General features: G+C 73.4%; 15 protein-coding genes and 1 riboswitch. Of the genes, 3 read left to right on the top strand and 12 right to left on the bottom strand.

From position 1 onward, the window contains the following. Positions 1-14: 14 nt before the first annotated feature. The 5 genes from ACFY2K_RS18285 to ACFY2K_RS18265 are packed head-to-tail and all read right to left on the bottom strand — an operon-like array spanning position 15 to position 6,565. A complete protein-coding gene (locus ACFY2K_RS18285) occupies positions 15-1,388 on the bottom strand; it encodes a cobyrinate a,c-diamide synthase (RefSeq protein WP_380525166.1) in 1,374 nt (457 codons plus the stop codon). A gap of 4 nt (positions 1,389-1,392) precedes the next feature. Continuing rightward, the gene (cobO, locus tag ACFY2K_RS18280; protein WP_375894599.1) at positions 1,393-1,998 is read right to left on the bottom strand and encodes a cob(I)yrinic acid a,c-diamide adenosyltransferase; all 606 of its coding nucleotides are present in this window, start codon (positions 1,996-1,998) and stop codon (positions 1,393-1,395) included. 6 nt (positions 1,999-2,004) lie between these two features. Continuing rightward, positions 2,005-4,092, bottom strand: a complete 2,088-nt coding sequence (locus ACFY2K_RS18275; protein ID WP_387712461.1) for a putative cobaltochelatase — start codon at positions 4,090-4,092, stop codon at positions 2,005-2,007. Continuing rightward, a complete protein-coding gene (locus ACFY2K_RS18270; RefSeq protein ID WP_387712459.1) occupies positions 4,089-5,603 on the bottom strand; it encodes a cobyric acid synthase in 1,515 nt (504 codons plus the stop codon). Before ACFY2K_RS18270 ends, ACFY2K_RS18275 begins: the two co-directional genes overlap by 4 nt. Further along, positions 5,600-6,565 carry a cobalamin biosynthesis protein gene (locus tag ACFY2K_RS18265; protein WP_387712456.1) on the bottom strand — a complete coding sequence of 322 codons (966 nt, stop codon included), beginning with the start codon at positions 6,563-6,565 and terminating at the stop codon, positions 5,600-5,602. Before ACFY2K_RS18265 ends, ACFY2K_RS18270 begins: the two co-directional genes overlap by 4 nt. A gap of 98 nt (positions 6,566-6,663) precedes the next feature. Then, a riboswitch (cobalamin riboswitch) is annotated at positions 6,664-6,795 on the bottom strand. 193 nt (positions 6,796-6,988) lie between these two features. On the opposite strand from ACFY2K_RS18265, the gene ACFY2K_RS18260 reads away from it, so the two are divergent. From ACFY2K_RS18260 to ACFY2K_RS18250, 3 genes are all read left to right on the top strand, one after another. Then, positions 6,989-7,675, top strand: a complete 687-nt coding sequence (locus ACFY2K_RS18260) for a transcriptional regulator (protein WP_387712453.1) — start codon at positions 6,989-6,991, stop codon at positions 7,673-7,675. 405 nt (positions 7,676-8,080) lie between these two features. After that, a complete protein-coding gene (locus ACFY2K_RS18255) occupies positions 8,081-9,199 on the top strand; it encodes an alpha/beta hydrolase family protein (RefSeq protein ID WP_387712450.1) in 1,119 nt (372 codons plus the stop codon). A gap of 632 nt (positions 9,200-9,831) precedes the next feature. Beyond that, a complete protein-coding gene (locus tag ACFY2K_RS18250; protein ID WP_375897403.1) occupies positions 9,832-11,157 on the top strand; it encodes a hypothetical protein in 1,326 nt (441 codons plus the stop codon). A gap of 102 nt (positions 11,158-11,259) precedes the next feature. Here the strand turns inward: ACFY2K_RS18250 and ACFY2K_RS18245 are convergent, their stop codons facing one another. From ACFY2K_RS18245 to ccrA, 7 genes are all read right to left on the bottom strand, one after another. Beyond that, positions 11,260-12,138, bottom strand: a complete 879-nt coding sequence (locus tag ACFY2K_RS18245) for a CDP-alcohol phosphatidyltransferase family protein (protein ID WP_375894011.1) — start codon at positions 12,136-12,138, stop codon at positions 11,260-11,262. Then, positions 12,125-12,817 carry a phosphatidylserine decarboxylase gene (locus ACFY2K_RS18240; RefSeq protein WP_375894008.1) on the bottom strand — a complete coding sequence of 231 codons (693 nt, stop codon included), beginning with the start codon at positions 12,815-12,817 and terminating at the stop codon, positions 12,125-12,127. The genes ACFY2K_RS18245 and ACFY2K_RS18240 overlap by 14 nt, the downstream gene beginning before the upstream one ends. 519 nt (positions 12,818-13,336) lie before the next feature. Then, positions 13,337-14,539 (bottom strand): acyl-CoA dehydrogenase family protein, encoded by a 1,203-nt coding sequence (locus ACFY2K_RS18235; RefSeq protein WP_380396274.1) that lies wholly within the window; start codon positions 14,537-14,539, stop codon positions 13,337-13,339. Positions 14,540-14,686: 147 nt separating this feature from the next. Further along, a complete protein-coding gene (locus ACFY2K_RS18230; protein WP_375894002.1) occupies positions 14,687-15,190 on the bottom strand; it encodes a MaoC family dehydratase in 504 nt (167 codons plus the stop codon). Positions 15,191-15,194: 4 nt separating this feature from the next. After that, the gene (locus tag ACFY2K_RS18225) at positions 15,195-16,175 is read right to left on the bottom strand and encodes an HpcH/HpaI aldolase/citrate lyase family protein (protein ID WP_375894001.1); all 981 of its coding nucleotides are present in this window, start codon (positions 16,173-16,175) and stop codon (positions 15,195-15,197) included. Between the two features lie 42 nt (positions 16,176-16,217). After that, positions 16,218-18,248: a protein meaA gene (locus tag ACFY2K_RS18220; protein ID WP_380591777.1), complete on the bottom strand. Its 2,031-nt coding sequence runs from the start codon at positions 18,246-18,248 to the stop codon at positions 16,218-16,220. Positions 18,249-18,258: 10 nt separating this feature from the next. After that, entirely contained in the window at positions 18,259-19,596 is a 1,338-nt protein-coding gene (gene ccrA / locus ACFY2K_RS18215) for a crotonyl-CoA carboxylase/reductase (protein ID WP_375893996.1), read from the bottom strand. Positions 19,597-19,740: the final 144 nt, after the last annotated feature.

The raw sequence follows: 19,740 nt of genomic DNA, 5'->3' as shown, positions 1-19,740 counted from the left end.
AGGGAGCAAAGCCCTCAGGACGCCCCGGAATTGAACACCGCCGCCGCTCCCGCGAACGACTCCGCCACCCCGGGTGCCCCGGCCCAGTGCAGGTGCAGGTACGAGGCGTGGACGTTGCCGCCCGCGAACCCCTCCGTCCGCGGCCCGGTCGGCAGGCGCCAGCCCCAGGCGGGGTGTTCGCCGGCGCCCGGTTCGCAGACCGTCCGGTGGAACTCGTGCCCGCGCAGCCGGGTGCCCGCCGGGGCGAGCGGGGAGTCGTGCAGGGCGACGGCCTCCCGGTAGCCGAGGGTGAGCCGCTCGGTCATCCGGGCGTCGCTGTCCAGCACGCCGCACATCGGCAGGCCGTCCAACTCCCGCCCCAGGTAGAGCAGTCCGGCGCACTCGGCGGCGATCGGGCCGCCCGCCGCCGCGAAGTCGGCGATGGCCCGCCGCAGTTCGGCGTTCCGGCTCAACTCCCGGACGTACAGCTCGGGGAAGCCGCCGCCGATGACCAGTCCGGCGGTGCCCTCGGGCAGCATCGAGGCGTGCAGCGGGTCGAAGGGGACGACCTCGGCGCCCGCCGCGCCGAGCAGCTCGGCGTTCTCCGCGTACGAGAAGGAGAAGGCCGCACCGCCGGCCACCGCGATCCGCGGCCGCCCGCCGACCGGTGTGACCTCCGCCGAGGCATCCCATGCTTCGGCGTCCAACTCCGGTGCGGTACGGGCGAGTTCCAGTACGGCGTCCAGATCGACCGAAGCCGCCACCAGGGAGCCCATGTCGGCAACGGCCTGCAAGGCCTCCGCCGAGCGCTCCACCGCCGGGATCAGCCCGAGGTGCCGGGACGGCGTGGCCACGGCCGCCGAGCGGCGCAGCGCGCCCAGCACGGGCACCCCGGAGCCCTCCTCCAGGGCCTCGCGCAGCAGGTGCTCGTGCCGGTCGGAGGCGACCCGGTTGAGGATCACCCCGGCGAGCCGCACCTGCGGGTCCCAGGAGGCGAAGCCGTGCACCAGCGCGGCCACCGAGCGGGACTGCGAGGAGCCGTCCACCACCAGCACCACGGGGGCCCGCAGCAGCTTGGCGACGTGCGCGGTGGAGGCCAGCTCCCCGCGCCCGGAGGCCCCGTCGAACAGGCCCATGACGCCCTCGACCACGGCGACGTCCGCCCCCGCCGCGCCGTGCAGGAACAGCGGCGCGATCCGCTCCGGTCCGCACATGAAGGCGTCCAGGTTGCGGCCCGGGCGCCCGGCGGCGAGCGCGTGGTAGCCCGGGTCGATGTAGTCGGGGCCGACCTTGTGCGGCGACACCGCCAGCCCGCGCGCGGCGAGCGCCGCGATCAGGCCGGTGGCGACGGTGGTCTTGCCGGCGCCCGAGGAGGGCGCCGCGACGACGAGGCGGGGGACGTTGTTCAAGAGGTCACCACTCGATACCGCGCTGGCCCTTGCGGCCGGCGTCCATGGGGTGCTTGACCTTGGTCATCTCGGTGACCAGGTCGGCGACCCCGGTCAGCGCCTCGGGCGCGTACCGGCCGGTGATGACGACGTGCTGGCTGCCGGGGCGGTCCTGGAGCACCGCGACGACCTCCTCCGGGTCGATCCACCCCCAGTGCATCGGGTAGGTGAACTCGTCCAGCACGTAGAAGCGGTAGGTCTCGGCGGCGAGGTCGCGCTTGACCTGCTCCCAGCCCTCCTTGGCCGCCTCCTCGCTGGTCATCTCCTGCTCGGCGGAGCGCTGGATCCAGGACCAGCCGGAGCCCATCTTGTGCCAGTCGACGGTGCCGCCCTCGCCGGAGGCGCCGAGCACGCGCAGCGCGTTCTCCTCGCCGACCTTCCACTTGGCGGACTTCACGAACTGGAACACCCCGACCGACCAGCCCTGGTTCCAGGCCCGCAGCGCCATGCCGAAGGCGGCCGTGGACTTGCCCTTCCCGGGGCCGGTGTGCACGGCGGTGATCGGCTGGGTACGGCGCTGACGGGTCGTCAGGCCGTCGTCGGGAACGCTCTCGGGGACACCCTTGGGCATGTCGGCTCAGGCCGCCTTTCGGATCGAGGTGGAGACGGGTCGGTTGGCGCGGACGAGCGAGGCCACGCCCTCCGCGCGCAGCTCGTCCAGGCTGACGGCGCTGCCGCCGAGCAGCCCGGCCAGGGTGCGGGCCAGGCCCAGCCGGACCGGCCCGGACTCGCAGTCCAGCACCACGCTCGCGGTGCCCTGGGCGGCGAACAGGGTGGCCGCCCGCTGGGAGCGGGCGAGCGCGTCCCGCCCGCCGGTGGCCCGGCCGTCGGTCACCACGACCAGCAGCGGGCGCCGGTTCGGGTCGCGCAGCCGCTCGACCCGCAGCACCTCGTGGGCGCGCAGCAGGCCGGCCGCCAGCGGGGTGCGCCCGCCGGTGGGCAGGGTCTCCAGCCGGGCGGCGCCGACCTCCACCGAGGAGGTGGGCGGCAGGGCCAGTTCGGCGTCCGCGCCGCGGAAGGTGATCATGCCGATCTTGTCCCGGCGCTGGTAGGCGTCCATCAGCAGCGACAGCACCGCGCCCTTGACGGCGGTCATCCGCTGCCGGGCGGCCATCGAGCCGGAGGCGTCCACCACGAACAGCACCAGGTTGGACTCCCGTCCCTGGCGCACCTGCTCGCGGAAGTCGTCCTTGTGCAGCACCAGCGCCCGGCCGGCCCGCCCACGCGCCACCTGGTGCGGCGCGGCGGCCTGGAGGGTCGCGGTCAGGTGCAGCCGGCTGAGCGCACCCTGCGGGCGGCGGGCCCGGACGGTGTGCCCGCCGGTGGTCTCGGCGGGGGAGCGGCGGCCCTGGGCGCCGTGGCCGGTGCCCTGCACGGTGAACAGCCGCGTCCGGTACGGGTCCCCGGCCGCGACCGGTGCCGACTCCCGGGCGGGGGAGGGGTGCTGGGCCGGTACGGGCTGCGGCTCGGGCGCCTCGGTGTCCGTGGCCGCGGGCTCCGGGGCCGCGCCGTCGGCCGGCTCGGGCGCGCCGCCGCCGTCGGGGCCGCCGTCACCCGGGCCGCCGTCACCGCCCCCGTCCGGACCGTCCCCGTCGGGCTCCGGCCCGTCACCCTCCGGCTCCGGATCCGGCTCGACCTCCGGCTCCTCCGGCTGGGCGTGCTCCTCCAGCGTGCGGTCCAGCTGCTCCTCGTCCAACCCCGGGGCGTCGAAGGGGTTGCGGCGGCGCCGGTGCGGCAGGGCCAGCTGGGCGGCCTTGCGGACGTCCTCCTCCAGCACCTCCGTCCGCCCGGCCCAGGCGGCCAGCGCGACCGCGGTGCGGGCCATCACGATGTCCGCGCGCAGCCCGTCCACCTCGAACGCCGCGCACACCGCCGTGATCTGACGCAGCGCCACATCCGTCAGCTCGACCTTCGGGAGCAACTCCCGCGCCGCGGTGATGTGTTCGGCCAGCTCCCGCTCCTCCGCCGCGAACCGGTCGGCGAACCCGGCCGGATCGGCGTCGTAGGCGAGCCGGCGCCGGACCACCTCGGCACGCTCGGCCGGCTCCCGGGTGGCGGCGATCTCGACGGTCAGGCCGAAGCGGTCGAGCAGCTGCGGCCGCAGCTCGCCCTCCTCCGGGTTCATGGTGCCGACCAGCAGGAACCGCGCCGCGTGCCGTACCGACACGCCCTCGCGCTCGACGTAGGAGCGGCCCATCGCGGCGGCGTCCAGCAGCAGGTCCACCACGTGGTCCTGGAGCAGGTTCACCTCGTCGATGTACAGCACGCCGCGGTGCGCCTTGGCGAGCAGGCCGGGCTCGTACGCCTTGACGCCCTCGGCCAGCGCGCGCTCCAGGTCGAGCGAGCCGACGATCCGGTCCTCGGCCACGCCGACCGGCAACTCGACCAGCTGGGACGGCCGTTGGTGGCTCCCGAAGGTGGCGTGCGGGCCGTCCGGGCACTGCGGGTCCGGCCCGGCCGGGTCGCAGGCGAACCGGCAGCCGTCCACGACGGCGATGGCGGGCAGCAGCCCGGCCAGCGCGCGCACCATGGTCGACTTGGCGGTGCCCTTCTCGCCGCGCACCAGCACGCCGCCCACGGCCGGGGAGACCGCGTTCAGCAGCAGCCCGAGCCGCAGGTCGGCCATCCCGACGATCGCGGTGAACGGATAGCGGACCTCACTCATGCGTCACTCCCAGGTGCTCCGGGCAGGAGGAACGGCAGCGATCCGGCCGCCGGCACCCCGCCCTCGATCAGCTTCCACAACGCGTCGGTGTCCGCGTGCTCGTCGATCAGGTCGCCCAGCCGGTCCAACCGGGACTCGCGCGCCACGGCGAACGAGGTGTCCGGCGCCGGTACGAACGCCCGGCCCGCCAAGTCGGCGACCTCGCGCAGGAGTTCACGGCGGAAGCCGTCGTTCTCCAGCGCGCCGTGCCAGGTGGTGCCCCAGACCGAGCCGACCCGGCAACCGTCCAGGAAGGGAACGCCCCCCTCGACGGCCACCACCCCGTGATGGATCTCGTACCCCTCCACCCGCTGCCCGTACGCCTCGCCGACCGGCCGCGCCAGCACCTTCTCGACGCCGAAGCGCACCCGGGTCGGCAGCAGCCCGAGTCCGTCGACCACACCGGCCTTCGACTCGACCTCGTCCTCGATCGAGTGCGCCAGCATCTGGTAGCCGCCGCACACCCCGAGCACCGGCCGCCCGGCCGCCGCCCGCGCCTTCAACGCCGGCTCCAGGCCGCGCTCGCGCAGCCAGGCGAGGTCCGCCACGGTCGCCCGGGTGCCGGGCAGCACCACCAGGTCGGCGTCGGCCAGCTCCTCCGGCCGGGTCGCCCAGCGCACCAGCACGCCCGGCTCCTGGGCCAGCGCGTCCAGGTCGGTGAAGTTCGACAGGCGCGGGAAGCGCACCACGGCGACCCGCAGCACGTCCGCCCCCAGCGGCCCGCGCCCGTCCACCCGGTCCACCACGGTGGACAGGTCCAGCGAGTCCTCGGCGTCCAGCCACAGGCCCGGCAGCATCGGCAGCGTGCCCAGCACCGGACGGCCGGTCAGCTCGTGCAGCATCTCCAGCCCGGGCGCCAGCAGCCGGGCGTCACCGCGGAACTTGTTGACGAACCAGCCGGCCACGTGCCGCTGGTCCTCCGCCGACAGCAGCGCCAGCGTCCCGTACATCGCGGCGAACACCCCGCCGCGGTCGATGTCCCCGACCACCACCACCGGCAGCGCGGCGGCCGTGGCCAGGCCCATGTTGGCGATGTCCCGGTCGCGCAGGTTGATCTCGGCGGGGGAGCCGGCGCCCTCGCACACCACCACGTCGTAGCGGGCGCGCAGATCGGCCAGGCACTCCAGCGCGCGCTCCAGCAGGACGGGCTTGCGCTCCCGGTAGTCCAGCGCGCCCACCTCGGCCACCGGCCTGCCCAGCAGCACCACCTGGCTGCGGCCGTCCGCGCCCGGCTTGAGCAGCACCGGATTCATCGCCGCCTCCGGCTCCACCCGGGCGGCCTGCGCCTGCATCGCCTGGGCGCGGCCGATCTCGGCCCCGTCGGCGGTGACGAAGGAGTTCAGCGACATGTTCTGCGCCTTGAACGGCGCCACCCGCACGCCCTGGCGGGCCAGCCACCGGCAGATCCCGGCCGTCACCACGCTCTTGCCCGCGTCCGAGGTCGTCCCCGCGACCAGCAGTGCGTTGGTCATGCCCCACCCCTCTTCCTCATCAGCATGCGCAGCAGGACGTGCCCCGCGACCGTCGTACCCAGCGCCAGCGCGCCCACCCGCCGGGACAGCGTGCAGGCCCGCTCGATGTCGTCCACCGTCACCGGCCGCAACTCGGCACCCAGGACGGGCCGGTGCTCCACCCGCTCCCCGTACCGCAACGTCCCGCCCAGCCGGACCCCGACCGCCCCCGCGAAGGCCGACTCGGCCTGGCCCGCGTTCGGGCTCGGGTGCGCGGAGCCGTCCCGGCGCCAGACCCGCCAGGCGGTCCGGGGCTCGGGCGCGGCGGCCACCGTCAGCAGGGCCGTCAGCCGGGCGCCCGGCCAGCCCGCCACGTCGTCCAGCCGGGCCGAGGCCCAGCCGAAGCGGGCGTAGCGGGGCGAGCGGTGGCCCACCATGGCGTCCAGGGTGTTCACCGCGCGGAACGCCAGCAGCCCCGGCGTGCCCGCCAGGGCACCCCAGGCCAGTGCGTTCACCACGGCATCCGCCGTGTTCTCGGCCACCGACTCGACCACCGCCCGGGCGATCTGCTGCCCGTCCAGGGCACTCGGATCCCGCCCGCACAGGTGCGGCAGCCGCTCCCGGGCCGCCGTCAGGTCGCCTGCGGCCAGCGAGCGTCCGACGGTGCGGGCCTCCCGGGTCAGCGAGGTGCCGCCGAGCACCGTCCAGGTCGCCGCCGCCGCCAACGCGGCCCGGCCCAGCGGACGGCGCCCGACCGTACGGTCCAGGGCGAGCGCGCCGGCCGCGACCGCACCCACGCACACCGCGGTGTACCCGGCACCGGCCGCCCGGTCGTCGCGCCACAGCCGCCGCTCCAGCCGCCCCGCGGCCGTGCCGAACAGGGCGACGGGGTGGCCGCGGCGCGGGTCGGCGTACCGGGCGTCGGCGGCGTAGCCCACGACGGCGCCCACCGCGAAGGCCGCGGCCCGGGTCAGCGGGCGCACAACATCGAGAAGCCGGGGATCCAACCGGGCGGGGCAGCCTGCATCGCGTGGGTGTCCTCACTCAGGGTCCGCGCCCTGGATCGACGTACCGGGGGCGAGAGTCTCCTGGCTTCCGGGTCCGACGCACCCCCGGGCCTTCCAACGGCCCCTGACGGTCCGCCGTGGCACTTTCCGAGCGTGCTCCCCGGTGACAGTGGCGGGACCGCGCCGGACTCGCACCGGCTTCCTCTCCATGCCTCCGTTTGGCCCCAGGATCCCATCACGCGCCCGAACCGGGAGTCAACCGAGGTCACGGAGGGGTTGGTCACACGACGCACCCGCCCCCGCCCTGTGCGATCGCCCAGTACCACCAAGAGCCCGGCGCCCCCGCTTCGTGCGTTCGGCGGCTGGGGCCGCGCCGCAGGCCACGCCTACGGTTCGGCCATGCGCCGCAGAAAGCCCCCCGTCGCCGCCCCCGCCCCGGTGCCGTTCTCGCCGGAGGCCGCCCGGGCCCACCGAACCGGCCTCGGGCTGACTCCCGAGCAGGTCGCCGAGGGCATGGCCGCACACGGCGTCCGACTGCTGCCCGGCCACGTCCTCGCCTGGGAGGACGGCGTGCTGCGCCCCGGCGAGACCGAGTTCATCGCCCTGGCCCGCGCCCTCTGGTGCCCGGCCGCCGCCCTGATGCCCGGCCACCCCGTCAGCCTGCGCGACCACCGCCTCGCCCGGGAACTCCCCCCGGAAACCGTCGCCGAACGGGTCGGCATCCCCCTGCCCACCTACCGCCAGGCCGAACTGACCGGCGACTGGGACGGCGACCCGGACCAGACCCACGCCCTCGCCCAGGTCCTCGGCCTGCGCCTCACCGAACTCGTCGAGGCCACCGGCCGCCGCGAGGCCCTCGACGCCCTGCTCCGCCAGTGCGTGGCCGGCCGCTGGCAACCCCACCTCCGCCCGATCGCCCGCCTCGTCCCCGTCCCCGAACCCGACCTCGCCGCCGTCCTCCCCGTCCTCCACCAGGAACACCACATCCCCTCCCACTGGGGCACCACCACCCACCCCACCACCCCACCCCTCACCCCCCGCTTCTGGCACCTCCTCAGCACCCACCACCCCACCATCCCCGTCTGACCGGCACCAACCCACTGCGGGCGTACAGGCACGGGCGCGCGGGCAACGCCCCGCGCGCCCACCACCCCCTCCCCCCACCACCCGCCCAAGGCGAGAGGGACGCGCTGCGGGAGGGGGCGGTGGAGGGGGTGGGTGCGGAGAGGGGCGTTGCGGGTGATTTTCAGACCGCCCATGGCGCCCAGCACCCCACCCCACAGGGTCGGCGGTCGGAAAATCACCCAGCCCCCGGAGCGCCCACCCCCGGAACCGCCCCCGGCGTCACCCACCCTCCCGAGAGCCCACCACCCCACCCCAGCCCCGCGCAGCGGCCCCCCCAGACGGCCCCGCCCAGTGGCCGCCCCGCCACCCCCCTTGTGGACTGGTCCTCGAACACCGTCCGGGTCAGTGAACAGAGCGGGGATCGATATGCGTTGGGGAACCGCAGCCGTCGTGGCGGCCGCCGCCGCCGGGGCCGCCGTCCTGGTCGTCGGCCGTCGGGCCTCCGAGCGGTTGGTCCGTCCGGCCGCGGGCCCGGCCGCCGACGGCCCGGATTCGGGGCCGGTGCTGGTGCAGAGCCTCGCGGCGGGGCGGGTGACGTTCAGTCGGCGTCCTGAGAGCCTGCGCCCCGGTCGCTGGGCGGTGGAGTGGGCGGACGGCGGGCACGCGGTGGTGGAGGAGGTCCTGCACAGTGACGCGCAGGGCGTCACCCGCCGGCTGGTCCGGGCGGACCGGGGCACCCTGACGCCCGGCACCGAGGTCCGCTTCACTCCGCGCGTGCACCTGGGCGATCCGACCTCGGCGCTCGGCCTGGCCTTCACCGACACGGTGGCCGACGGCGAGCTCGGCCCGCTGCCGGTCTGGCTGCTCGGCGGCAAGCGCGGTACCTGGGTGGTCCTGGTCCACGGCCCGGAGGCGGACCGCCAGCAGGTGCTTCCGGTGCTGCCGGCCCTGCACCGCCTGGGTCTGCCGGCGCTGGCGGTCACCTACCGCGGCGACGAGGGCGCCCCGGTGTCCCCGGACGGCTACAGCCACTTCGGCGAGACGGAGTGGCGGGACGTCGAGTCGGCGATGCGGCTGGCCCTGGACCACGGCGCGGGCCGGGTGATCCTGTACGGCTGGTCGGTGGGTGCGACGACGGTGCTGCAGACGGCGGCGCGTTCGGCCTGGGCGCACGCGATCAGGGGGATCGTGCTGGACTCGCCGGTCCTGGACCTGCCCACGGCCGCCCGTCGGGACGCGGCCCGGGCGGGTTTCACCGGGGTCTCCGCCGAGCTCGGCGCGCTGGCGGCGGAGGGCCGTACGGGCGTCGACCTGGCGGACTCCTCCCGCTTGGCGGAGGGTGCGGACCTGCGGGTCCCGACCCTGGTGCTGCACAGTCCGGACGACACGCTCGCGCCGATCGGCCCGGTGGAGCACCTGGCCGCGGCCCGCCACGACGTGGTGAACCTCCAGCGCTTCCCGGGTGCCGAGCACGCGGCCCTCTGGAACTCGGCGCCGGACCACTACACCGAACTCCTCCGCCGCTGGCTGACCCCGCTCCTCTGACCCCGCTCCTCTGACCCACCCCCTCTGACCCACCCCCTCCGGCCCTCCCCTCCGGCCCCACCCCCCTGACCCGCCCTCAGGGGCAAACCTTGCTCCCGAAAACCCGCCCCAAGCCCGTCAGCAGCTCCCTTCCCCCCTCACCCCCCTGCACCGGAAGTCGACCCCGCCGACTTCCGGTGCCGCCGCGTCCCCCCGCAGGCACATGCCACCTGGCCGGATCGCAGTCCTCCACTTGCACCGCGCCCCACCCCTCCCGCCCCCGTGAAACCACCCACAGGCCCCGTCCCCACACGCAGCGTGACGCCCCGCCGCCCCCTGGCATGACCCCGCCACACGTTTCCGGCCAGGCGGTTTGCCTCTGTTGCCCGATCTTGCGGAGGTGCCGCCCCCGGTCGAGCGGTCGTACGGGCAACCGGATGTGACAGAAGGCCGGTACAAGGGGAAGACTGCTCGACGTGACGTCTCGGAACCCGCGCGACCGTGATGCCCCGCTCCCGCCGACGATCGGTACCGGTGCGACGGTGACCCGTCTCCCAGGTACGGCCCAACGGCCTTCCGGCGGCAGGCCGGGCGGGGCCGCCGTACCCCGGCGCCGTGGGCCCGCGCCGGCCCCCGGCCGGGGCCGGGTTCCGGTGCCGGAGGGCTTCCCCGCGCCGGCCGAGCTGGCGCCGCTGGCCCGTCGGATGCTGGTGGACGCCGTCCGGATCGCCCGCTGGGCCGGGGAGCTGGCGGAGGTCGACAAGCGCGGCGAGCTGCTCCCGGACGACGCCCGCGACGCCGGCCGGGCGCTGGCCATGACGGTCGGCGCGGCGGTCAAGGCCTGGGGCCAGGCCCTGCTGGTGGGCCTGGTGGAGGCCCGGGACGGCGGAGCGGGCCCCGGTTGGCGCCTGCACGCCTGGGAGCACGACGACGAGGCCGTGGTGCGCGGCTGGTCCGGGCTGTTCGACGCCTGGACGCTGCTCGCCCCGGTGCCGCCCGCCGCGCTGCGCGGGGTGTTCGCGGTCCTGGCCGGCCAGGCCGTGGACCAGGCCCCGCAGTTGCTGTCCTTCCTGCACCTGGTGGACGGCCCGGTGGCCGAGAGCGAGCTGCTGGAGCTGCTGCGCCGCGGCCTGGACGAGCGCCGGGTCGGCGCCGGGCTGGGCAACCCGGGCCTGTCGCCGGTGCCGCACGCCGCCTCGGCGGTGTCCGCCGTCCGCGGCACCTGCCGGGCGCCGCAGATCGACACCCCGGCCGCCGTCTCCGACGTGGCCGCGGTCCTGGACTGGATGCTGGACGGCCTGACGGCGGTCGGCGCCGTGGTGCGCCGCGACGACGCCGCCGAGCTGTCCCCGCTGGGCCACTGGGCGGTGCGGGCGAAGCTGGAGGAGATCTGCACCGTCGCCCAGACCGCGGCCGGGCACATCGAGCAGAGCGCCTTCGAGCTGCTGAACGCCTGCGCGGACTACTCGCCGGGCCCGGCCCGGGCGGAGTTCCGCGCCTGGGTGGCGGCCCGCCCGGCGGACCGCGCGGTGGCCGAGCTGCTGGACGCGGCCCAGGGTGACGACGCGCTGGTGCGCGGTCTGGCCTTCGAGGCGCTGCGGGTGGCGGGCGGTCCGGCCGAGCAGGCGGTGCGGGCGGCGGTGGACGAGCCGGTGCTGCGCCCGTACGCGCTGCTCTGGCTGGCCGAGCGTTCGGACGAGGGGGTCGCCCCGGCGGACGTGCTGGGCGCCGAGGACGCGGCCTGGCTGTGGGTGGACACGGCGGCGGCGGTGCTGGACCACGGCGAGACGGAGCTGCTGGTGGGGCACGTCGAGGGCGCCTCGGCGGGTGACCCGGTGCGGCTGTTCGCCCGGGCCCGGCAGTCCGGGCACCCGCGGGCGGCCTCGGTGCTGACGGCGGTCTCCGGCGTCCACCCGGACCCGGGCGTGGCCCGGGCGGCCCGCCGCTCGGCGTTCAGCGTCCACACCGGCGGGGCCTAGGCCCACACCGGCGGGCGCCTGGCCGGCACACCCGGCACGAGCACGACGGAAGGGCCCGGAACCATCAGGTTCCGGGCCCTTCTCCGTACGTCGTGCGGTGGCTCAGCCGAGCCGCGACTCCGCCCGCCGGGCGCGGACGTCGCCGACCTTCTGCCCGACCTTGCGCCGGATGACCAGCAGCGGCGCCATCGCGGCGAGCGTGATCTGGGCGAAGGCCCCGACGTGCATCAGGGTGTCGCCGCCGGGCAGCCCGGTCGCCCAGGCGGCCAGGCAGCCGATCGCCACGACGACCCAGCAGAGCGTGGCGGTGGCCAGCAACCCCTGGGGCTTCGGGTACTCGATCCGGCTGACCATGAGGTACGCGGCGCCGAAGATGGCGAGCAGACCGGGCAGGAACGGCGGGTCGAGCAGCACGATGGCGATGACCGTCATCGCGCCCATCGGGCAGGGCATGCCCTGGAACACCCCGGGCCGCATCTTGACGGTCGAGAAGCGGGCCAGCCGCAGGACCACCGCGAGCAGCACGGTCAGCGCGATCAGCGCCGAGAGCTTGGTGTTGGAGCCCTGGGAGACCATGCCCCAGACCGCGACGAAGTAGGCCGGCGCGATGCCGAAGCTGATCAGGTCGGCCAGGTTGTCGAGTTCCGCTCCGAGGGCGGAGGAGCGGAGCTTCCGCGCCACCAGGCCGTCGAAGAGGTCGCACATCGAGCCGATCAGCAGCAGCGTCACCGCGGTGGCGGCGCTGTGCCGGTCCGGAGCGGCGTCCGGGTTGGTGATGTGCGGGACCAGGACCCCGGTGGTGATCGAGTAGATCGCCAGGAAGCCGCAGACGGCGTTCCCCAGGGTCAGGAAGTCGGCGGTGGACAGGTGCTGCGGGGAGCGCGGGGCGCGCAGCTCACGGTCGCGCGCCCAGCGGCGACGGCGCAGGGCCGTCTCCTCGTCGTCCAGGCCGACGATTGTTTCAGGATCAGTCACGGTCAAGGCGCGTCACCCCGGCTGTGGTCTTCTGGCCGACCTCGACGCCGACCTCGACGCCGGCCGGCAGGTAGGTGTCGACCCGGGAGCCGAACCGGATCAGGCCGATCCGGTCGCCCTGCTCGACCTTGGTTCCGGCGGCCACGTACGGCACGATCCGGCGGGCCACGGCCCCCGCGATCTGCACCATCTCGATGTCGCCGAGCTCGGTGTCGAAGTGCCAGACGACCCGCTCGTTCTGGTCGCTGTCCTTGTTGAAGGCCGGCACGAAGCCGCCCGCGACGTGCTCGACCGACGTCACCGTGCCCGGCAGGGGCGCGCGGTTGACGTGGACGTTGAGCGGGCTCATGAAGATCGCGACCCGGGTGCGGCCGTCCGGCCAGGCGTCGATGCTCTGGACCACGCCGTCGGCGGGGGAGATGACTCTGCCGGTGCCGATCTCACGCTCGGGGTCGCGGAAGAACCACAGCATGCCCGCGCCGAGCGCACAGGCCGGTACCGCCGCCAGGGCCCACTTGCCGTTGCGCCGGGTGAGGGCGGTGGTCACGGCGGCCGTGGCGAGGGTGGGGACGAACCAGGGGGTGGCTCCGCGCGCGATGGTCACGCGGGGTCGCCGACCGGCCGCCGGGGCTGCGAGGGCATCGCGGTCCGTGACGGAGGTGTGAGGGGACGGGCTGATGGGCATCGAAAACCTTTGTCGCGGGGGATCATGGCCGCTGGACGGGGGCCACCGCGGGATCGGTAATAGAAGGGACGGCTTGCTGTCCCGGTGGATGCTATCGGGAGCACACGGTGGGTGGGCAACCCGCCTGCTCGTTCATGTGTCCGGTGGGAGCGCGTGCGCGCGTCCTGCCTCTACGACCGTAGCTCGCCCCGGTCCGGTTCCCAAGGGACCGGACAGGGCTGGTGACTCTTGTCTCAGCAGGGGTGCGGGCGGAACCCGGTGGGGGACACGGGCCGTACCGGGTGGAAGAAGGTGTACGGAAGCGGCCGCAGGGCGCGTCGCTGCAGCTGTACGCCCTGCGGCCGCTTTCCGGAGGCCGTGCCGGACCCAGGCGGACCAGGCCGGGCCGTGACGGGCACGGCACTCTGCCGGGACGGGCCCGCACGCCCGTCGACCGGCGGTTTCGGAGCGGGCCGCCCGTCAATGCGGGCGGCCTCGCAATCACTCGGCGGTCCCCGCGTTCGGGCGGGGGCCGGGCCGTCACTCGGCGATCTTGTACTCCTCCAGGAGCCGGCGCCCGACGATCATCTTCTGGATCTCCGCAGTTCCTTCACCGATGAGCAGCATCGGGGCCTCGCGGTAGAGGCGCTCGATCTCGTACTCCTTCGAGAAGCCGTAGCCGCCGTGGATCCGGAAGGCGTCCTCGACGACCTCCTTGCAGTACTCGGAGGCCAGGTACTTGGCCATGCCCGCCTCCAGGTCGTTGCGCTCGCCGCTGTCCTTCTTGCGGGCGGCCATGACCATCATCTGGTGGGCGGCCTCGACCTTGGTGGCCATCTCGGCGAGCTTGAACTGGATCGCCTGGTGCTCGGCGATCTTCTTGCCGAAGGTGGAGCGCTGCTGGGCGTAGGAGATGCCGAGCTCGAAGGCGCGGCGGGCGACGCCGCAGCCGCGGGCGGCGACGTTGACCCGGCCGACCTCGACGCCGTCCATCATCTGGTAGAAGCCGCGGCCCGGGACGCCGCCGAGGATGCGGTTGGCCGGAATCCGCACGTCCTGGAGCACCAGCTCGGTGGTGTCGACGCCCTTGTAGCCCATCTTCTCGATCTTCCCGGGCACGGTGAGGCCGGGGACGGTCGGGTTCGGGCCGAAACCGGCCGTCTTCTCGATCAGGAAGGTGGTCATGTTCTTGTACGGGGAGCTGCCGCCCTCGTCGGTCTTGCACAGGACCGCGACCAGGGTGGAGGTGCCGCCGTTGGTGAGCCACATCTTCTGGCCGTTGAGGACGTAGAACTCGCCGTCCTTGACGCCCTTGGTGGAGATGGCGGAAACGTCGGAGCCGAGTCCGGGCTCGGACATCGAGAAGGCGCCGCGGATTTCGCCGGCCGCCATCTTCGGCAGGAAGTGGTCCTTCTGCTCCTGGGTGCCGTGGGCGTTGATCATGTGCGCCACGATGAAGTGGGTGTTGACGATGCCGGAGACCGACATCCAGCCGCGGGCGATCTCCTCGACCACCAGGGCGTAGGTGAGCAGGGACTCGCCGAGGCCGCCGTACTCCTCGGGGATCGTGAGGCCGAACAGCCCGAGCTGCTTCATGCCCTCGACGATCGCGGTCGGGTACTCGTCCTTGTGCTCCAGCTCGGTCGCGACCGGAATGATCTCCTTGTCGACGAAATCCCGCACGGTGGCGAGGATGTCCCGCTGGATCTCGGTGAGGCCGTCGGTCTGTGCGAGGCGTCCCATCGTGCGGCTCCGGAATGTCTGAAAACGGGCGGGGGGGGGATTTCCGGGGGCCCTGCCGGCGTGGCTGCGGCAGCAGGGCCCCCGACCGGGTGGGGGTCGGCCGATGACGGCGGCCTACCCGTCCGGGGTCTCTGGGAGGGGGGTGGTTCAGGAGAGCGGCTCGGGGCGCCCCGGCTGCTCGCCGCCGCGCTCCTTGATGTACGTCTCGGTCGGCACCATCACCTTGCGGCGGAAGACGCAGACGACGGTGCCGTCCTGCTTGTAGCCCTTGGTCTCGACGTGGACGATGCCGCGGTCGTTCTTGGACTTGGACGGCCACTTGTCCAGGACGGTCGTCTCGCCGTAGAGGGTGTCGCCGTGGAAGGTCGGCGCGATGTGGCGCAGCGACTCGATCTCCAGGTTGGCGATCGCCTTGCCGGAGACGTCCGGGACGGACATGCCGAGCAGCAGCGAGTAGATGTAGTTGCCCACCACGACGTTCTTGCCGAAGTCGGTCGTCTTCTCGGCGTAGTTGGTGTCCATGTGGAGCGGGTGGTGGTTCATGGTGAGCAGGCAGAACAGGTGGTCGTCGTACTCGGTGACCGTCTTGCCGGGCCAGTGCTTGTAGACCGCGCCGACCTCGAACTCCTCGTAGGTGCGTCCGAACTGCATGGCCTCAGGCCTCCGCCTTCTTGTCAGATCCGGGCTGTTCGAACTTGCTGGTGCGCTGCATGCCGGCGGCCCGGCCCTTGCCGGAGACGACCAGGGCCATCTTGCGGCTGGCCTCGTCGATCATCTCGTCGCCGAGCATCGCGGAGCCCTTGGCGCCGCCGGCCTCGGAGGTGCAGTAGTCGTACGCGTCGAGGATCAGCTCGGCGTGGTCGTAGTCCTCCTGGGAGGGGGAGTAGACCTCGTTGGCGATGGCGACCTGGTCCGGGTGCAGCACCCACTTGCCGTCGAAGCCGAGGGCGGCGGAGCGGCCGGCGACCTCGCGGTAGCCGTCGGCGTTGCGGATCTGGAGGTACGGGCCGTCGATCGCCTGGAGGTCGTTGGCGCGGGCGGCCATCAGGATGCGCATCAGGATGTAGTGGTAGGCGTCGGCGTTGTAGCCGGGCGGCTGCTCGCCGACCACCAGGGACTTCATGTTGATGGAGGCCATGAAGTCGGCGGGGCCGAAGATGATGGTCTCCAGCCGGGGCGAGGCCTCGGCGATGGCGTCGACGTTGATCAGGCCCTTGGCGTTCTCGATCTGCGCCTCGATGCCGATCCTGCCGACCTCGAAGCCCATGGTCTTCTCGATCTGGGTGAGCAGCAGGTCGAGCGCCTTGACCTGCTCGGCGTCCTGGACCTTGGGCAGCATGATGCAGTCGAGGTTGGGGCCGGCGCCCTCGACGACGGTGATCACGTCGCGGTAGGTCCAGTGGGTGGTCCAGTCGTTGACGCGGACGACGCGGGTCTTGCCGCCCCAGTCGCCGTTGTTCAGCGCGTCGACGATGTGGTGGCGGGCGCTCTCCTTGACCAGCGGGGCGCAGGCGTCCTCCAGGTCGAGGAAGACCTGGTCGGCCGGGAGGCCCTGGGCCTTCTCCAGGAAGCGCGGGTTGCTGCCCGGTACGGCGAGGCAGGAGCGGCGCGGGCGAAGGCGGTTCAAAGCAGTCATGAGGGTGGTTCGTTCCTTCCCAGTGGTCAGCTGGTCAGCTGGTCAGTTCGTGGCCGCGGTCGGTGCGGACGTCCACGGCTGGAGCCGGTTGGCCAGCCGGATCTCGTCCACGATCCGGCCGATGATGGTGGTGATGCCGAAGTCCTTCGGGGTGAACACGGCGGCGACGCCGGCGGCCTTGAGGGCCTCGCCGTCCGCTGCCGGGATGATGCCACCCACGATCACCGGGACATCCTCCACCCCGGCGCGGCGCAGCCGCTTCAGGACGTCGGGCACCAGCTCGGTGTGCGCGCCGGAGAGGATGGACAGGCCCACGCAGTGCACGTCCTCCGCCACGGCGGCGGAGACGATCTGCTCCGGGGTGAGCCGGATGCCCTGGTAGACCACCTCGAACCCGGCGTCGCGGGCCCGGACGGCGATCTGCTCGGCGCCGTTGGAGTGGCCGTCCAGGCCGGGCTTGCCGACCAGCAGGCGCAGCTTGCCGGCGCCCAGCTCCTCGGCGGTGGCGGCGACGGCGGCGCGGACCTGCTCCAGCTCCCCGCCCGGCTCGGCGGCGACCGCGACGGGTGCGCCGCCCACGCCGGTGGGGGCGCGGTACTCGCCGAACACCTCGCGCAGGGCGAAGGACCACTCGCCGGTGGTGACTCCGGCGCGGGCGCAGGCGAGGGTGGCCGGCATCAGGTTGGCCTCGGTGGCGGCGACGGTCTTGAGCCCGGCCAGCGCCTCCTGGGCGGCGGCCTCGTCGCGGTTGCCGCGCCAGGCCTCCAGGGCGGCGAGCACGGACTGCTCGGAGGCCGGGTCGACGACCATGATCGCGGTGTCGAGGTCGGCGGTGAGCGGGCTGGGCTCGGTGGTGTCGAAGCAGTTGACCCCGATGATCTTGTCCTCGCCGGACTCGATCCGGGCCCGGCGGGCGGCGTGCGAGGCGACCAGGTTGGACTTGAGGTAGCCGGACTCGACGGCCGGAATCACCCCGCCCATCTCCATCACCTTGGCGATCTCCGCCTCGGCGCCGGCCAGCAGCGCCGCGGTCTTGGTCTCGATCACCTCGGAGCCGTTGAAGAGGTCCCCGTACTCCAGCAGGTCCGACTCGTAGGCCAGCACCTGCTGGATCCGCAGCGACCACTGCTGGTCCCACGGCCGGGGCAGCCCCAACGCCTCGTTCCAGGCCGGGAGTTGGACGGCCCGGGCGCGGGCGTCCTTGGACAGGGTGACGGCCAGCATCTCCAGCACGATCCGCTGGACGTTGTTCTCCGGCTGGGCCTCGGTCAGCCCGAGCGAGTTGACCTGGACGCCGTAGCGGAACCGGCGCTGTTTGGGGTCGGTGACCCCGTAGCGCTCCAGCGTGACCTTCTCCCAGAGCTGGGCGAAGGCGCGCATCTTGCACATCTCCTCGACGAAGCGCACGCCGGCGTTGACGAAGAAGGAGATCCGGGCGACCACGTCGCCCATCCGCTCGGCGGGCACCTGCCCGGAGTCGCGGACGGCGTCGAGCACCGAGATGGCGGTGCACATCGCGTACGCGATCTCCTGGACGGGCGTGGCCCCGGCCTCCTGGAGGTGGTAGCTGCAGATGTTGATCGGGTTCCACTTGGGGATGTTGCCGACCGTGTAGGCGATCATGTCGGTGATCAGGCGCACCGACGGGCCGGGCGGGAAGACGTGCGTCCCGCGCGACAGGTACTCCTTGACGATGTCGTTCTGGGTGGTGCCGGTGAGCTTGGCGACGTCGGCGCCCTGCTCCTCGGCGACCACCTGGTAGAGCGCCAGCAGCCACATCGCGGTGGCGTTGATCGTCATGGAGGTGTTGGTCTGTTCGAGCGGGATGCCGTCGAACAGGGTGCGCATGTCGCCGACGTGGCCGACCGGGACGCCGACCCGGCCCACCTCACCGCGGGCGAGGATGTGGTCGGAGTCGTAGCCGGTCTGGGTCGGCAGGTCGAAGGCGACGGACAGGCCGGTCTGGCCCTTCGCCAGGTTCCGCCGGTAGAGCGCGTTGGAGTCGCTCGCGGTGGAGTGGCCGGCGTAGGTGCGCATCAGCCACGGGCGGTCGCGCTTCTGGGGCTCTGTCATCGGATCGGCCTCAGATGTTCCGGAAGCGGTTGATCGCGTCGAGGTGGGTGGCGCGCAGCTCGGCGTCGCGCACGCCCAGGCCCTCCTCGGGGGCCAGGCAGAGCACGCCGACCTTGCCCTGGTGCTTGTTGTGGTGCACGTCGAGGGCGGCCTGGCCGGTCTCCTCCAGCGAGTACACCTTGGACAGGGTCGGGTGGATCTTGCCCTTGGCGACCAGGCGGTTGGCCTCGTAGGCCTCGCGGTAGTTGGCGAAGTGCGAGCCGACGATCCGCTTGAGCGACATCCACAGGTAGCGGTTGTCGTACTGGTGCATGAAGCCGGAGGTGGAGGCGCAGGTGACGATGGTGCCGCCCTTGCGGGTGACGTACACCGAGGCGCCGAAGGTCTCCCGGCCCGGGTGCTCGAAGACGATGTCGACGTCCTCGCCGCCGGTGAACTCGCGGATCTTGGAGCCCAGGCGCTTCCACTCGCGCGGGTCCTGGTTGTTCTCGTCCTTCCAGAACTTGTAGCCCTCGGCCGAGCGGTCGATGATCGCCTCGGCGCCCATGGCGCGGCAGATGTCGGCCTTGGACTCGCTGGAGACCACGCAGATCGGGGTGGCGCCGCCGGCCAGCGCGTACTGGGTGGCGTACGAGCCGAGGCCGCCGCTGGCGCCCCAGATCAGCACGTTGTCGCCCTGCTTCATGCCGGCGCCGTTCTGCGACACCAGCTGGCGGTAGGCGGTGGAGTTGACCAGGCCGGGGGAGGCGGCCTCCTCCCAGGAGAGGTGCTTCGGCTTGGGCAGCAGCTGGTTGGTCTTCACCAGGGCGAGCTGGGCCAGGCCGCCGAAGTTGGTCTCGAAGCCCCAGATGCGCTGCTCCGGGTCCATCATCGTGTCGTTGTGGCCGTCCGGGGACTCCAGCTCGACCGAGAGGCAGTGGGCGACGACCTCGTCGCCGGGCTTCCAGGCGTTGACCCCGGCGCCGGTGCGCAGCACCACGCCCGCGAGGTCGGAGCCGAGCACGTGGTAGGGCAGGTCGTGGCGCTTGGTGAGCGGCGACAGCCGGCCGTAGCGCTCCAGGAAGCCGAAGGTGGAGACCGGCTCGAAGATCGAGCTCCACACGGTGTTGTAGTTCACCGAGCTGGCCATGACCGCGACCAGGGCCTCGCCGGGGCCGAGCTCCGGGAGGGCGACCTCGTCGAGGTGGAGGGACTTTCGGGGGTCCTTGTCGCGGCTGTCGAGGCCCGCGAACATCTGCTCCTCGTCCTTGTGGAGCGTGACCGCCCGGTAGGACTCGGGGAGCTTGATCGCCGCGTAGTCGGCCGACGTGGCGTCGGAGCTGAGGATCGCGTCGAGGATTTCCTGCATGGCTGCCTCCGAAGGCGTACCTGTGTGAGGGTCACAGGGCGTCTGGGGGAGCCGGGAGCGGACACCGGCTTCGCTGAGGTGGGTGGTTGGCGGTCAGGCGGTCGCCCGGTGGTGGTCCGGGCGGGTCTGCACTGCTGGTCTGGC

The sequence above is a fragment of the Kitasatospora sp. NPDC001309 genome (assembly GCF_042896295.1).
GTDB lineage: Bacteria > Actinomycetota > Actinomycetes > Streptomycetales > Streptomycetaceae > Kitasatospora.
Note: the sequence above shows the minus strand (reverse complement) of the source record. Positions and strands in the feature narration are given on the sequence as shown.

Bases quoted from the DNA above. Each gene is read 5' to 3' on its own strand.
- ACFY2K_RS18230 (WP_375894002.1), bottom strand. From the start codon at position 15,190: ATGCAGTTCGGACGCACCTACGAGGAGTTCGAGGTCGGCGCGGTCTAC.
- ACFY2K_RS18225 (WP_375894001.1), bottom strand. From the start codon at position 16,175: ATGACTGCTTTGAACCGCCTTCGCCCGCGCCGCTCCTGCCTCGCCGTA.
- cobO (WP_375894599.1), bottom strand. From the start codon at position 1,998: ATGCCCAAGGGTGTCCCCGAGAGCGTTCCCGACGACGGCCTGACGACC.
- ACFY2K_RS18270 (WP_387712459.1), bottom strand. From the start codon at position 5,603: ATGACCAACGCACTGCTGGTCGCGGGGACGACCTCGGACGCGGGCAAG.
- ccrA (WP_375893996.1), bottom strand. From the start codon at position 19,596: ATGCAGGAAATCCTCGACGCGATCCTCAGCTCCGACGCCACGTCGGCC.
- ACFY2K_RS18255 (WP_387712450.1), top strand. From the start codon at position 8,081: ATGCGTTGGGGAACCGCAGCCGTCGTGGCGGCCGCCGCCGCCGGGGCC.
- ACFY2K_RS18235 (WP_380396274.1), bottom strand. From the start codon at position 14,539: ATGGGACGCCTCGCACAGACCGACGGCCTCACCGAGATCCAGCGGGAC.
- ACFY2K_RS18260 (WP_387712453.1), top strand. From the start codon at position 6,989: ATGCGCCGCAGAAAGCCCCCCGTCGCCGCCCCCGCCCCGGTGCCGTTC.
- ACFY2K_RS18275 (WP_387712461.1), bottom strand. From the start codon at position 4,092: ATGAGTGAGGTCCGCTATCCGTTCACCGCGATCGTCGGGATGGCCGAC.
- ACFY2K_RS18240 (WP_375894008.1), bottom strand. From the start codon at position 12,817: ATGCCCATCAGCCCGTCCCCTCACACCTCCGTCACGGACCGCGATGCC.
- ACFY2K_RS18220 (WP_380591777.1), bottom strand. From the start codon at position 18,248: ATGACAGAGCCCCAGAAGCGCGACCGCCCGTGGCTGATGCGCACCTAC.